Origin of the sequence: Bacillus sp. FSL R10-2780, assembly GCF_038006125.1 — a bacterium.
GTDB lineage: Bacteria > Bacillota > Bacilli > Bacillales > Bacillaceae_G > Bacillus_A > Bacillus_A cereus_U.
This window is the reverse complement of sequence record NZ_JBBOUQ010000001.1, coordinates 4,149,151-4,162,198: the sequence shown is the minus strand read 5'-3', so window position 1 is coordinate 4,162,198 and position 13,048 is coordinate 4,149,151. Positions and strand designations below refer to the sequence as shown.

Below are 13,048 nucleotides of genomic sequence, written 5' to 3'. Positions count from 1 at the left end.
CTCCTTTTCCACTTCTTAAAACACAAAAAGCCTTGATCTTAAAAAATAAGATCAAGGCTTAATAAAACTATGCCCATCACTTATCTTTCAAGCCTTGCTTGCTGGAATTAGCACGGTGTTCTATTACAGAACCCGCTGCTGAGGTGTCATAGGGCCAGTCCCTCTACCTCTCTGGATAAGTAAATTGCTATATTATTATTTGGTTCAAATTGTATATTTTGAATTATAATTCTGAAAAAATGAAAAGTCAATATAATTGGATATGTTTAGAAAAATCAGTTTTTGATGGCGTTATTTCTTAAAATCACTACTTTAACTTATAATAAAGGTAATTACTTTAAAGGAGTTATACGATGGATCCCTTACTTCTGGCTACTATAGGATTGCCATTAACAATTGTCATACTCGTTATCATTGGTTTCTATAAACTCTTCATTAAAAAGAAACGTATCACTTCTTTTTATACACCCTTCGATAATATTACTGGACAAACAATTTCAGAATTTCACGAAGAGCAGAAGGTATTAGTATGCGAGGATGAAGACGGAGATGGTAAGAAGAAAAAATAACCTTGCGCATGCGCAAGGTTATTTTTTCGTTTCTGTTTGAAAACGTTTATAGTATGTCGATGCTGTTGAAAAATTAATTTCTATATCACGAATCAACGATGAGTCTTCTTCTTTAGCTAACTTCTGTAATTTTTTCATCGCTTGTTCTGATTCATTTAAGAAACCAACATACATTTCATGTTCTTGTTCTTTCGACTTCGGTACATGAATTTCTTTACGCATATGATCTATATCTTCTAACATGCCCGTTGTTACATTTTGCACGTCTTCCTTAAATTTAGCATTAGTTATTTCCTTACCGCCCTTTTCTTTTGCCACTTCAAATAACTGTAACGCTTTATTAATTTCCTTGTTCATCTTCGCATCATACTTTTCATGTACCTCACGATACACTTTCGTATCTTCTGTCTGTTCAGTAGATTGCTCTACCTTTTCTTTCGGTTCTTTCGTATCTTTCGTGTCTTTATTTCCATTACATCCCGCTAGAAGGAGCATACCCCCAAGCATTGCAATACCGAAAACCTTCTTCATCTCTTATTCTCCTTTTATCTACATCTACTACGAATTACAGTTTCTCTTATCTCCACTTGTTTTATTATACCGAGAACGTCCTAAATTTTGCACTTAAGATGATCTCTTAATAAATATACACACATTTTTGTCACATTATCGTCACTTTATGCAAGTAACTTCACCACTCTACCTTACAAAACTGTAAGCACACATAGAGAACAAACCATGCTAGACTTACATATGCATAACGCAAGCGTAGTTAAGTTTTTAAGGAGAATCACCTATGTACAATACAATACCTTTTATGGGAGAAGATATTCGTGTCCTTATTCGTGAAAGATCACTTCATATTGAAAACACAGAAAACCTTCGCCGCGTATTAAAAAAGCAACATGCTCCATTTAAGTTAGCCCAATATTTAAAACAACAACATACAAATCAATTTCATACTGTGCTAAATATATCGGATAAATCATTAACAATCGAGATTATCGGTCATGTCTACATTGGAAATTTTGCAGATGTCTTAAAAGAAATTCCACGCATACCGAAGATTGCTCCTATTATCGTTGAGAGGGCATATAGAATTACAGATCATACTGATATTATTGACTGCGGGGAGAAAGAGGTCGACAGTAACCGCTGGGTATGGGATAAACTTGCTTTCTTATATGATGCGATCATGAATAATATGTATGAGTTATTTCAAAGAAATGAAAAAAAGAGCTGATTCAGAGAAATGTTTGAATCAGCTCTTTTTTGTTAAGCCTCTAAATTTTGTTTTTGTTGCAGTTCAAACTGCTGTTCACTTCTTTTTGCCATGAATAAATAGCATAACACAGCACCAATTTCACAAAGAGCTATAACAACACCCATAGGAAGTGCTGTATTACTTCCGCCAATACCTACTAGCGGTGCAACAAGCGCTCCTGAAATGAACTGTAATAAACCTAGTAAAGCTGATGCTGTTCCTGCTGCTTGTTTTTGATTTCTCATCGCTAACGAGAAGCCAGTTGTTGATACAACCCCAACACTTGATACAACGAGAAATAGCGAGCATAAAACACCGATTAGACCTATTCCTAATACGATTGTAAGTAGTAACGATAGACCGCCAACAGCCGCAATAACAATACCGGAAACAAATAATGTCTTCTCATTCACTTTCCCTGCTAAGCGGCCAGTAACTTGGCTAGCAATAATAATACCGATACCGTTAATTGCAAAGAACAAACTAAACTGTTGTGGTGATGCCCCGTATATATTTTGCAACACGAACGGTGAACCAGAAATATAAGCAAACATTGCAGCTGTTACTAATCCTTGCGACAATGCATAACCCATAAATAAACGATCTTTCAGAAGCTTTCCATATGTCGCCAGCGTTCCCGACAAACCACCTGTCTCTCTTTCTTCAGGAGGTAATGTTTCACGTAATACGAAAGTAGATGATATTAGCATGAATACACTAATTGCTCCAAGAACGATAAAAACGCCGCGCCATGATGTGAACTGTAATAATTGCCCTCCAATAATCGGTGCCAAAATAGGTGCTGCTCCGTTTACTAGCATAAGCAGTGAGAAAAACTTCGTCATTTCAGAACCCGAATACATATCACGTACCATTGCACGTGATATAACGATACCAGCAGATCCTGAAGCACCTTGTAAGAAACGTAAAAGTACTAAACTCCAAATAGATGGTGCAACAGCACAAAGTAAAGAAGAAGCAACATAAATAATAAGAGCGATAATAAGAGGTTTGCGTCTTCCGTAAATGTCACTAATTGAACCAACAAATAACTGTCCCACTGAAAGCCCAAGCAGACAAGCAGTTAATGTAAGCTGCGCAAGGGATGCACCCGTTTGTAAATCATCCGTTAACTTTGGTAAAGAAGGCAAATACATATCAATAGATAATGGCCCAATTGCCGTAAGTGTCCCTAATACAAGAATCATCCATAACCTGTTTGTCTTTACAGGTTTATATACTTCGTGATTAACTTCATTCACTTTTTCCATTCACCCTTTCATATAACCACTTAACCGTAACAATTATAGTTACAACATAAATATACGTCAAGTATACCGTATTTTCCTGTTTAATAATGTAAAAAAAGCGATAGAATCTCTATCGCTTTACTGTTTCAAATTACTATTTGTAAATTTAGATACAGATGCCATCATTTCTCCTGTGTCTAAATATGTGATTTGAATTGGATCTCCTACTTCTGTAAACATTGCATATGGGAATTTCTTCGCCGGTACCATGAATACTTTTTGCTCGTTTTCTAATAGTACGTACACAATCGTATTTTCACCTGATTTTTCTTTATACACACGTTGTACAGTACCTTCTTTTTGCGCTTCTTTTCCATTTGAAGTCGGTCTAAATGAATCACCACTTCCACTCAGCGCATTTTTATAATTCTCAAGTGCTTCTTTTTGCGTTGAACCTGTTGCAAACACTTTTGCATTAGAAGCATATATAACAGTATGAGCACGTACTAATCCCCCGTCATCAATAACCGGTACAATCCAAGAAGGTTTACCATATACGTTATAAATAACCGGCATTGTTCCATGCCATTTCTCTCTCTTAAAGGAATTATCCACTACTTCTGTAGCAGCCGAACCGTCCATAATTCCCTTCACTTCTTTTCCGTTATAGTAATACAACTTTCCTGTACGTGCATCAACTAATGAGTAACCGAGGGCAGAATCTACTCCTTCTTTCGGAGAGGTGAAATCTGTAAAGTAATACAGTTTACCATCCTTTCCGAAGATTGGCGTAACGCCTTCCTTCGTCCCCCACTCAGTCGGAATCTTCATGTCAGTTTGTGAGAATTTCGTATTCCAAAATCCGTGAATATATTTTCCGAAGTACGTATTTAACGTAGATGCTGTTTCATGATTTAATACACCATCAACGAATTTAGGTGCATTCCCTTTATCGTATCGTTTCACATCACCTGTTTGTGCATCAACAACGACAACGCCTTCTACTTCAAACCCTGATCTTCCTGAAATAAACTCACCGTATGTCATTGTATAATACGGTTTTCCTTTATCATCAACTTCAAATTTTGGTTTCCCTTTAAAAACTAAATCTGGCTCTGCTTTTCGAACGACACGTTCTAATTTACTACCGAAAAACATGCTTGGTACATACTTCATTTTATATCCAAGATGTAATTTCGCTTCCGCATCAGGATTTGTACCTGACATTGTTACGTAACCTGGAATTGTTTCCGCTTTACGTGCTTTAAAAAATCCCGAAACTTCTATCGGTGCTACATACAAGGCTTCACCATTTACCATTTGTGGCGTTAATTCCCCTAGCTCAAAATAAGCTACTTTCGGAATATCACCAAATACCTTTTTCATTTTATTTTCCGCTGTTTTAGGCGGAACTGTAAACGGTTGGTCATTTTCAGTAAATGGCTCTGAAATATCTTTCTCTACCTTCACGACCGAATCATATTTCTTTTGCGAGATTACTATATCGTGCAAATAACCAAAATAGCCGTAACTTGCGAGTAAAACAAACATTAGAAGTCCTTTTAACGTACCTTCTAATTTCCCTACCTGCTCTTGTGAAAATAAAACAAGCCCAATTAAAATCGCTACTGCAACAGAATAATGAGTAAGAATAGAATCTGCTCGATCATCAATTAGCCAAAAATATTCATAGATTGCAATACCTATCCAAAATAAAACAGGAATAACTAAAATAGATGATTTCTTACCCTTTACAACTTTCTCATTTCCTCCTTTATCCACCGCGCGAATTTTATTACCGCTTCTAGTCCATGGAATCAAAAATAAAGTGAGAATAGCTAAAACTATAAATTTCATCAAAGGCAATGTCCCCTTTTCTTTTGTCTTCTCCATAAGTATAACAAATAAAGGGTAATCAGGTAAAAATGGGTATGATTATATTTTTTTGCTACTTAATACAATTCCACTCACTACATATAAAACTGAAGCAATGTAAAAAATAGTCCCTATCGTAAAGAAATCCACTAGGTAACCAGTTGCAATTATAGCTACTCCGCCACCAATTGATGTCCATACATGGTATTTTCCAATTTCGTAACCAGCTTCCTTATGCGCTACCTTTCGTGCTAACGATGTCTTCTCCGTATTACGCTGCACAGCACCTAAAATACCCATTAAAATTTGGAGAATGTATACATGCCAAACTTCTGTTGCAATAGGGAAACAAAGCATTAATATAGCCATGGACCATGCGTATATAATTAATAACTTTCTATCACCTATCCTATCAGAGGTTCTTCCAACTAACGGATATACTAGAGCTGAAGTTAAGGCAAATAAACCGTACGCCCAGCCAAATTGCGAGAAACTATTTCCAACATTTCGAAGCAATAGTATATAAAAAGGAAATACCATGCTACCCGCCATCATAATAATGCTTTGTGAGGCCACAAATCTTCTATATGTCATTTGCTATACTCCTTATAAAATAAATTCACAAACCTTTCCTCTGGGTCTACTTCCTTCTTTTTCTGAAGGAATTCTTCTATGCGAGGATATGCTTTCTTTAGTTGCTCCTTTTCCGGATAAGAATAATACGGTAAATAATAACTTCCATTATGCTTTAAAGTAACATCAATCATCTTCTGAATGACCACTTTTGTTTTCTTTATTTCATCCTCAGAACGCCCTTGATTAATTAGAAGCACCAGCGCAAACATATCATCTTTCGAATAAGATAGCACCGCATTCTCATTCTTTTCTACATAGCGGATTGTAATGTTAAGAAGGTTTAATTCCTCTTCATTTAAAACGCTTCGCAAATCATCTATATACTCTGCAAAACCATCTATCGGTACAAAGTACTCTTGTAAAACTTCGGTCAAGTTTGGATTATCGTATTCCATAAAAGCACTATCAGATCTCATTACGTTATTTCGAGTTTCGTACTTACCATCTGTACGTTCAAAATAACTTCTTTGTATATCCCAAAATGCGCCCTTTCCCCAGTCACTATAACGTGATAATCCAAGTAAGAATTTCGGCGCAGCTATAATATTTTCTTCTTTTAATTTGCTGTACTCTTTCAACTTCTGTTGATCTTCTGCTAGTACATAATCTGTCACATACATTTCTTTTAAAAATGAATTTGGGGCAACAGAAATACGTGCTAAATGCATACGTATATTCTCGTCCCTTCGCACTTTATTCTTAAAGTATGAAGAGTATTCTTTATAATCTAGTACCTTCGTATGCGTTTCATACAATTCATCGTTTGTTAACTGTAGCGTCACATCTAAAATCACACCAAACAATCCATATCCCCCAATTACATACGGAAACAAATCAGCATTTTCTTCTCTACTTACATTACGCACTGTACCATCTGCCATTAACAATCTGAACGACTCTACTGTATCAATCAATGCTTCATGACGAATATCACGCCCATGTACATTTACACTTAATGAACCACCAACAGTAAAAATATTTTGAGATTGCATCACTTGAACTGCAAGACCATATGGATTGATTTTCTTTTGAATGTCATTCCATGTGATACCGCTTTGCACCCTAATCCTCTTCTTCTCCGGATCGAATTCTAATATTTCATTATACCCTTTCATATCAAGCATCGTACCGTTCGGATAATACGTCTGCCCGCCTTGGCTATGTTGCATACCTGCAATAGAAATCTTCTCTCCAGAAACATTTGCATCTTGCACTAACTTTTTTAATGAACTTTCATCCTCAGCATTTTCAACACGTTTAATTTTCGTTGGAAGCAACTTTCCTACATCGCTCATAATAGGATGTTCTAGTTGCTCTTTGTATGTATATATAGAAGTCGCGAGCAACACTGTATACGCTACAATAACAACTGCTATCTTTCTTTTTTTCAAACGGCACTCTCCTTTTCTAACGTTCTTCCTCTTCATATTTTACCTATTTTCCTTAAAAAAGTATTAACAAAAAAGAGAGCGACCCTTTATTTTAGGTCCCTCCCTCATCAAGACTGTTACTTTACTGCTGGCAGCTGTATTGGCTCAAACTTTTCGTACGATGTATATTTTGCATTCGTAATAATGTGTGCCTTATCCTCACCATTACTACTCATAATCATATCTATCTTCGCTGATTCATATTTAAAATCTTTTGTAATGATATATTCTGCATCTACTTCTTCTATCTTTGCGTTTTGTGCTTGTAGCATTTTCTTCTGCGTTTCATCCATGCTAGCTAACATACTTTCTGTTTCTTTCCCTTTTAATATGAACTTCAGTTTATACTTGTCTCCACTTTTCTCCATCTTCATTTTATCTAAAACTACTGCTGGCACTTCTAAATTATCTACAATATCTTGAGTTGCTTTCATCCCGCCAGTATTTAATTGCTCCTCCGGTACAGATATAACTTCTCCTGTATTAGGATTTTTCACCTGACCAGCAACTTTACCATCCACAGCATACACTACAACATCTGTACCAGAAATATTCATTTCAGAACGAGAATTCTTTTTCTTTGGCTCTAATTGCATTTTAGCCTTTAGTATATTCATCTCTGTTCCTTCAGCTTTTATCTCTACATCATATGTCATCGTTACATGTTCTTCATTTTTAAAAGCGTCATTCGTTTTCTTGAAAATATCCTTCGCTGCTAATTCTTTTTCTTTCTGCATGGCTTCTTTTTTCGGTTCATCAGTCTTTGTTGTTTTCTCATTACTACACCCTGCACCTAAAATAACTGCAAGGATCATACTAGAAGTTAAAATAAGTTTTTTCATAATTTCTCCTCCTTTCCAAAAGGATATCATCTATTTTCCTTTGAAATCTATATACTTTTTAATATTTCTATTTAACTTTATTTCTCGAATAACAACATGTTTAAAGAAATACTTAAATATGATGTAAATAAAAACAACTAAATTCAGGAGGTCATTATGAAAGCAATTATTTGCACAAAGTATGGGCCGCCTAATGTTCTCAAACTTCAAGATGTAGAGAAACCTACTCCAAAAAAGAATGAAGTATTAGTTAAAATTCACGCAACAAGTGTAACGACTGGAGATTGTAGAATGCGCGGCTTTAATAGCCCCCTTTTATTTTGGATTCCTATGCGGATTATATTAGGTTTTAAAAAACCAAGAAAACCTATACTCGGCGTGGAGCTATCTGGTGAAATCGAAGAAATAGGAACAGATGTAACTCAATTTAAAAAAGGAGACCAAGTTTTCGCATTAACAGAGCTTAATGTCGGTGGTTATGCAGAATATACATGTGTACATGAAAGCGGATTGATATCATTAAAACCTACCAATGTGACGTATGAGGAAGCTGCAGTTATTCCTTTCGGCGGAACTTCAGCATTACACTTCCTACGAAAGGCGCATATAAAAAAAGGGCAACAAGCGCTGATATATGGCGCCTCCGGATCAGTAGGTACCGCCGCCGTACAACTTGCTAAATATTTCGAAGCGACCGTTACGGCTGTTTGTAGTAATTCAAATTTTGAACTCGTGCAATCTTTAGGAGCTAATCACGTAATTGATTATACGAAAGAAGATTTTACAAGGCGAGCTGAACGCTACGATATTATATTTGATGCAGTTGGAAAAATTAAAAAATCCCTTTGTCAAAAAGTATTAACGCCCAATGGAAAATATGTATCTGTTAATGGAATGATGGCAAAAGTGAGCAAAGAAGATATGCTTCTACTAAAAATGCTAACGGAAGAAGAAAAATTAAAGCCAGTTATTGATAAAACTTACCCGTTAGAAGAAATTTCAGAGGCTCATACGTACGTAGAGACCGGACATAAAAAAGGGAATGTTTCCATTACCTTAAAATAAAATATATTCAGAAAATAACATTGACAATTCTTTTTGTAAGATTTACTATTAGTACCATATTCAAAAACTAAATACACATACTCTTATCAAGAGTGGCGGAGGGACTGGCCCGATGATGCCCGGCAACCGAGCTTATAACGTATAAGCTAAGGTGCTAATTCCTGCAGAACGATTTTCGTTTTGGAAGATAAGAGAGGAACCTATTTCGTCTATTCGGCACCTCTCTTATTTTTGAGAGGTGCTTTTTATTTTGGAACGCATATTAAGGAGGAATTATAAATGAAAAAGGTATTATTAAGTATTGTAAGTGGAGCTGTATTATTGTTAGGCGCATGTGGTGCTACTTCTGATAAAGAGGTAAAAGCATTAGATGAGAAAAAGATTACCGTTGGTGTAACAGGCGGACCGCATGAACAAATTTTTGAAAAGGTGAAAGAAGTTGCAGCAAAAGATGGCCTCCAAATCGATGTAAAAGTATTTAATGATTATGTAGCGCCAAACGTATCTTTAGATGAAAAAAGCCTCGATGTAAACAGCTATCAAACTAAATCTTATTTAGACGTATTTAAAGCTGAACGTAATATGAAATTAACTGAAGTATTTTCCACAGTAACATTCCCTATGGGCATATACTCTAAAAACTTAAAAGATGTAAAAGAATTAAAAGAGGGCGACGCAATTGCTGTCCCAAACGATCCAACAAATGAGCTTCGTGCTTTAAAGCTATTTGAAAAAGCAGGGGTTTTAAAAGTGGATCCAAAAGCTACAGAAAAAGCGACTGCAAAAGATGTAATTGAAAATCCGAAAAATTTAAAGATTGTTGAATTAGAGGCATCTCAATTACCAACGCAGCTAGGTGAAGTGAAGGCAGCTGCAATTAATACAAACTTTGCATTAGGTGCAAAATTAAGTCCAGCAAAAGATTCGATTTTCCGCGAAGGAAAAGATTCACCATATGTGAACTGGGTCGTTGTTCGTACTGAAAATAAAGATGATGCAGTTGTAAATAAGTTAAAGAAAGCTTATCAATCTAAAGAAGTAAAAGATTTCATTGAGAAAAAATTCGATGGTTCTATTTTACCGTCTTGGTAGGAGCTGACTATAATGATTGAATTAAAAAACGTCTCCAAAGTATTCTCAACAAAAAAAGGGAATGTTGAGGCCCTTAAACCAACTTCCCTTAAAGTAAAAAAGGGCGAAGTATTTGGAATCATCGGATATAGCGGCGCTGGTAAAAGTACATTAATTCGCTGTGTAAATTTATTAGAAAAACCAACGACAGGAAATATCATTGTAAACGAACAAGATTTAACAACCTTATCGACAAAAGAACTCGCAAAAGCGAGACAAAAGATCGGCATGATTTTTCAAGGATTCAATTTACTTAAAACCGTTACCGTTTATGAAAACATCGCACTACCCTTACGTCTATCTGGTCTTCCCAAAAATGAAATTGAAAAAAGGGTAGAAAAGTATTTACGTATTGTTGATCTTTTCAATAGAAAAGATGCCTATCCAAGTGAACTTTCTGGTGGTCAAAAACAGCGTGTAGCGATCGCTCGCGCACTATCTCATGAGCCTGAAGTTTTATTAAGTGATGAAGCAACGAGCGCATTAGATCCGGAAACGACCGATTCTATTCTTGATTTATTATTAAAGATCAACGAAGAAATCGGAATTACGATTTTGCTAATTACACACGAAATGAATGTCATCCAGCGTATTTGTGACCAAGTTGCTGTAATGGAACATGGATCTGTCGTTGAAAGTGGAACAGTGAAGGACATTTTTACAAACCCACAACATGTAACAACGAAGAAATTTGTAAATAGCGCATTTGCAGCTAAAATTCCAGAAGAGGTACAGAAAGAGCTACAAAGTACTGGAGAAATCGTAACACTTTCATTTATAGGAACCGCTTCAGGAGAACCCGCGTTAGCTATCGCTACAAAACGTTTCCACGTATATCCTAATATTTTATCAGGCAATATTACGCAGTTAAAACATGAGGCATATGGAAAACTGGTCGTTCATATGCAAGGTGAAAAAAGTGAAGTACACCGTGCCTTATCATTTTTACAAGAACAAGGAATTATCGTAGAAGGAGGTAGAACAGATTATGGGAAACAAGTCCTTTTTGGATGAGTGGGGTAACGTAATATGGGAAGCAACAATTCAAACATTTCAAATGACATCTATTTCACTACTTATATCTATCCTTATTGCATTACCACTCGGTGTCACACTTGTTTTAACGAGACCTGGTGGACAGCGAGAAAATAAAATTATCTATCCTATTCTTAATACAGTTATTAATATCATTCGTTCTCTTCCATTTATCATTCTATTATTCTTCATTTTACCTTTTACAAAGTTTCTAATGGGAACGTCCATTGGCGTGCAAGGTGTTATCGTACCACTTGTTGTCTTCACAGCCCCTTATATTGCACGTTTAATGGAGACAGCTTTACTAGAAGTAGATCGTGGTGTTATTGAAGCATATCAAGCGATGGGAGTTTCTACTATTAAAATCATTTGGCACGTCATGGTTAAAGAAGCTCGTCCATCTCTCGTACTTGGATTAACAATCGCAACGATTGGCTTAATCGGTGCAACAGCAATGGCTGGACTTGTAGGTGCTGGAGGCCTTGGTGATCTCGCATATCGATTCGGTCATTTACGTTACGAACCTGAAGTAATGTATGCAACAGTCTTTATTTTAATCATTCTCGTTCAAGGATTACAGTCATTAGGGAATGGTATAGCACGAAGATTGAAGAAAGATTAAAAAGAAGGTATCTCACTGAAATGAGATACCTTCTTTTTATTTATAAATTTATCTCTTAAATCCACCTTCTGAATGAATAACTTGCCCTGTAATCCATCCGGCTTCTTCGCTCACTAAAAACTTAATAAGTCTTGCTGCATCTTTCGGTTCGCCTATTCTACCAAAAGGAAACATCGGTTTTAATCCTCTTTTTATCTCTTCTGTCATCCATCCCGTATCAGTTGGACCTGGATTAATTGCATTAACAGTTATACCTAAATGGGCTACCTCGGCTGACAAAGTACTAGTGAGAGCATCAATAGCTCCCTTCGTCGTTGCATAGGCTAGTTCTCCAGCCATAGGCCCTTTAAATTGCCCCGAAGTAATATTAACAATTCTACCGCCGGATTTTTTATCAAATCCTTGAGCAAACTTACTACTTAATAATGTAGTGCCGCGAACATTTACCATATAATGTTTATCTAACTCTTCAGCAGTTAAATTAGAGAAATCATTATTCGTAGAATACGCTGCATTATTAATTAATATATGAGGGTATCCCAGTTGTTCAGTAACTTTATTTATAAGTTGTTCCGGCGCATCATTCCGAGTTAAATCTAACTCCATACTTGATACTTCAACACCGTTCTTTATCAGCTCTTCTTTTAATTGTATTTGTTCATTTGGATCGACGCCCCAAGGCATCTCTTTATCGTAATTCGTCCAGTACGTAAAAAATATATCGTATCCTGCTTCAGCTAATTCTTTACAAATCGCTGCACCAATACCATCTAAACGACTAACACCTGTAACAACAGCTACTTTATTTTTTAATTGATTCATCATACACTCCTCCCAAGTTAAAGGACGCATATTTTATATAAGAGATATAAACTTTCCCCACATAGGCATCTATTCTTACAAAAGGGATGTACAAGCCAAATATGCAGTCCTTGAATGATTTATAGATAGCTAAATAAACCCTCACTTGTGAGAGAAAAATTCATCTATCTAATTTCTAATCATTACAAGCTCATCCACATATCTATTCTTTATCCCCCTTCAATATATCTCTATTATTTACTGTACCAAAAAGATTAAATATTTAAAATAGAAAAGATAATCTCACCTCTCTTTCAGAGGAAAAGTATTGTGACTTACCTACATATAAGCTTTAACTATGTCTCTATTAAAAATAATCATTAAGATATCAAAATAATAAAAACAATCAGAAAAACGCTGGTAAATACTGGTTCGCTTTCTTATAATAAAACGTGGGGCTAATGTGAGAGGTATAAAGGGTCTGATTATACAGACTCAACTAGTTTTAAACAAATAGGGGGAAGAAAC

Annotated in this window: 13 protein-coding genes and 2 riboswitches; of the genes, 6 read left to right on the top strand and 7 right to left on the bottom strand. The window is 35.8% G+C overall.

Going from position 1 to position 13,048, the window contains the following annotated elements; translation table 11 throughout:
* Nucleotides 1-77: 77 nt before the first annotated feature.
* Nucleotides 78-182: riboswitch (SAM riboswitch) on the bottom strand.
* A 171-nt stretch (nucleotides 183-353) separates the two neighbouring features.
* The gene (locus NSQ47_RS21740) at nucleotides 354-569 is read left to right on the top strand and encodes a DUF3951 domain-containing protein (RefSeq protein WP_000371385.1); all 216 of its coding nucleotides are present in this window, start codon (nucleotides 354-356) and stop codon (nucleotides 567-569) included.
* 18 nt (nucleotides 570-587) lie between these two features.
* Here the strand turns inward: NSQ47_RS21740 and NSQ47_RS21735 are convergent, their stop codons facing one another.
* The gene (locus NSQ47_RS21735; protein ID WP_002113360.1) at nucleotides 588-1,100 is read right to left on the bottom strand and encodes a hypothetical protein; all 513 of its coding nucleotides are present in this window, start codon (nucleotides 1,098-1,100) and stop codon (nucleotides 588-590) included.
* A 265-nt stretch (nucleotides 1,101-1,365) separates the two neighbouring features.
* Here NSQ47_RS21735 and NSQ47_RS21730 point away from each other — a divergent pair, with 265 nt between their 5' ends.
* Nucleotides 1,366-1,812: a hypothetical protein gene (locus NSQ47_RS21730; protein ID WP_002113359.1), complete on the top strand. Its 447-nt coding sequence runs from the start codon at nucleotides 1,366-1,368 to the stop codon at nucleotides 1,810-1,812.
* A gap of 32 nt (nucleotides 1,813-1,844) precedes the next feature.
* On the opposite strand, the gene NSQ47_RS21725 is transcribed toward NSQ47_RS21730, so the two are convergent.
* The 5 genes from NSQ47_RS21725 to NSQ47_RS21705 form a co-directional block, all read right to left on the bottom strand.
* Entirely contained in the window at nucleotides 1,845-3,104 is a 1,260-nt protein-coding gene (locus tag NSQ47_RS21725; RefSeq protein WP_002159578.1) for a multidrug effflux MFS transporter, read from the bottom strand.
* A gap of 117 nt (nucleotides 3,105-3,221) precedes the next feature.
* A complete protein-coding gene (locus tag NSQ47_RS21720) occupies nucleotides 3,222-4,940 on the bottom strand; it encodes a DUF3981 domain-containing protein (RefSeq protein WP_078173574.1) in 1,719 nt (572 codons plus the stop codon).
* 78 nt (nucleotides 4,941-5,018) lie between these two features.
* Nucleotides 5,019-5,552 (bottom strand): MFS transporter, encoded by a 534-nt coding sequence (locus tag NSQ47_RS21715; RefSeq protein WP_002113356.1) that lies wholly within the window; start codon nucleotides 5,550-5,552, stop codon nucleotides 5,019-5,021.
* On the bottom strand, nucleotides 5,549-6,985 hold the full coding sequence (locus NSQ47_RS21710) for an FAD-binding oxidoreductase (protein ID WP_341037973.1): 1,437 nt from the start codon (nucleotides 6,983-6,985) through the stop codon (nucleotides 5,549-5,551). Before NSQ47_RS21710 ends, NSQ47_RS21715 begins: the two co-directional genes overlap by 4 nt.
* A gap of 116 nt (nucleotides 6,986-7,101) precedes the next feature.
* Nucleotides 7,102-7,866: a hypothetical protein gene (locus tag NSQ47_RS21705; RefSeq protein ID WP_341037972.1), complete on the bottom strand. Its 765-nt coding sequence runs from the start codon at nucleotides 7,864-7,866 to the stop codon at nucleotides 7,102-7,104.
* Between the two features lie 156 nt (nucleotides 7,867-8,022).
* Between NSQ47_RS21705 and NSQ47_RS21700 the strand changes: the two genes are divergently transcribed.
* The 4 genes from NSQ47_RS21700 to NSQ47_RS21685 all read left to right on the top strand — a co-directional run bounded on the left by NSQ47_RS21700 (nucleotide 8,023) and on the right by NSQ47_RS21685 (nucleotide 11,719).
* Nucleotides 8,023-8,931 carry an NAD(P)-dependent alcohol dehydrogenase gene (locus NSQ47_RS21700; RefSeq protein WP_002159583.1) on the top strand — a complete coding sequence of 303 codons (909 nt, stop codon included), beginning with the start codon at nucleotides 8,023-8,025 and terminating at the stop codon, nucleotides 8,929-8,931.
* Nucleotides 8,932-9,011: 80 nt separating this feature from the next.
* A riboswitch (SAM riboswitch) is annotated at nucleotides 9,012-9,125 on the top strand.
* A gap of 85 nt (nucleotides 9,126-9,210) precedes the next feature.
* Nucleotides 9,211-10,023, top strand: a complete 813-nt coding sequence (locus NSQ47_RS21695) for a MetQ/NlpA family ABC transporter substrate-binding protein (protein WP_341037971.1) — start codon at nucleotides 9,211-9,213, stop codon at nucleotides 10,021-10,023.
* Between the two features lie 12 nt (nucleotides 10,024-10,035).
* Nucleotides 10,036-11,076 (top strand): methionine ABC transporter ATP-binding protein, encoded by a 1,041-nt coding sequence (locus tag NSQ47_RS21690; RefSeq protein ID WP_088077251.1) that lies wholly within the window; start codon nucleotides 10,036-10,038, stop codon nucleotides 11,074-11,076.
* A complete protein-coding gene (locus NSQ47_RS21685) occupies nucleotides 11,051-11,719 on the top strand; it encodes a methionine ABC transporter permease (protein ID WP_000527155.1) in 669 nt (222 codons plus the stop codon). Before NSQ47_RS21690 ends, NSQ47_RS21685 begins: the two co-directional genes overlap by 26 nt.
* A 48-nt stretch (nucleotides 11,720-11,767) precedes the next feature.
* On the opposite strand, the gene NSQ47_RS21680 is transcribed toward NSQ47_RS21685, so the two are convergent.
* Nucleotides 11,768-12,544, bottom strand: coding sequence for an SDR family oxidoreductase (locus tag NSQ47_RS21680; RefSeq protein ID WP_078173672.1), 777 nt, complete (start codon nucleotides 12,542-12,544; stop codon nucleotides 11,768-11,770).
* Nucleotides 12,545-13,048 lie beyond the last annotated feature (504 nt).

Coding starts and splice junctions, on each gene's coding strand:
- NSQ47_RS21740 (WP_000371385.1), top strand. CDS start 354: ATGGATCCCTTACTTCTGGCTACTATAGGATTGCCATTAACAATTGTC.
- NSQ47_RS21735 (WP_002113360.1), bottom strand. CDS start 1,100: ATGAAGAAGGTTTTCGGTATTGCAATGCTTGGGGGTATGCTCCTTCTA.
- NSQ47_RS21730 (WP_002113359.1), top strand. CDS start 1,366: ATGTACAATACAATACCTTTTATGGGAGAAGATATTCGTGTCCTTATT.
- NSQ47_RS21725 (WP_002159578.1), bottom strand. CDS start 3,104: ATGGAAAAAGTGAATGAAGTTAATCACGAAGTATATAAACCTGTAAAG.
- NSQ47_RS21720 (WP_078173574.1), bottom strand. CDS start 4,940: ATGAAATTTATAGTTTTAGCTATTCTCACTTTATTTTTGATTCCATGG.
- NSQ47_RS21715 (WP_002113356.1), bottom strand. CDS start 5,552: ATGACATATAGAAGATTTGTGGCCTCACAAAGCATTATTATGATGGCG.
- NSQ47_RS21705 (WP_341037972.1), bottom strand. CDS start 7,866: ATGAAAAAACTTATTTTAACTTCTAGTATGATCCTTGCAGTTATTTTA.
- NSQ47_RS21700 (WP_002159583.1), top strand. CDS start 8,023: ATGAAAGCAATTATTTGCACAAAGTATGGGCCGCCTAATGTTCTCAAA.
- NSQ47_RS21695 (WP_341037971.1), top strand. CDS start 9,211: ATGAAAAAGGTATTATTAAGTATTGTAAGTGGAGCTGTATTATTGTTA.
- NSQ47_RS21690 (WP_088077251.1), top strand. CDS start 10,036: ATGATTGAATTAAAAAACGTCTCCAAAGTATTCTCAACAAAAAAAGGG.
- NSQ47_RS21685 (WP_000527155.1), top strand. CDS start 11,051: ATGGGAAACAAGTCCTTTTTGGATGAGTGGGGTAACGTAATATGGGAA.
- NSQ47_RS21680 (WP_078173672.1), bottom strand. CDS start 12,544: ATGATGAATCAATTAAAAAATAAAGTAGCTGTTGTTACAGGTGTTAGT.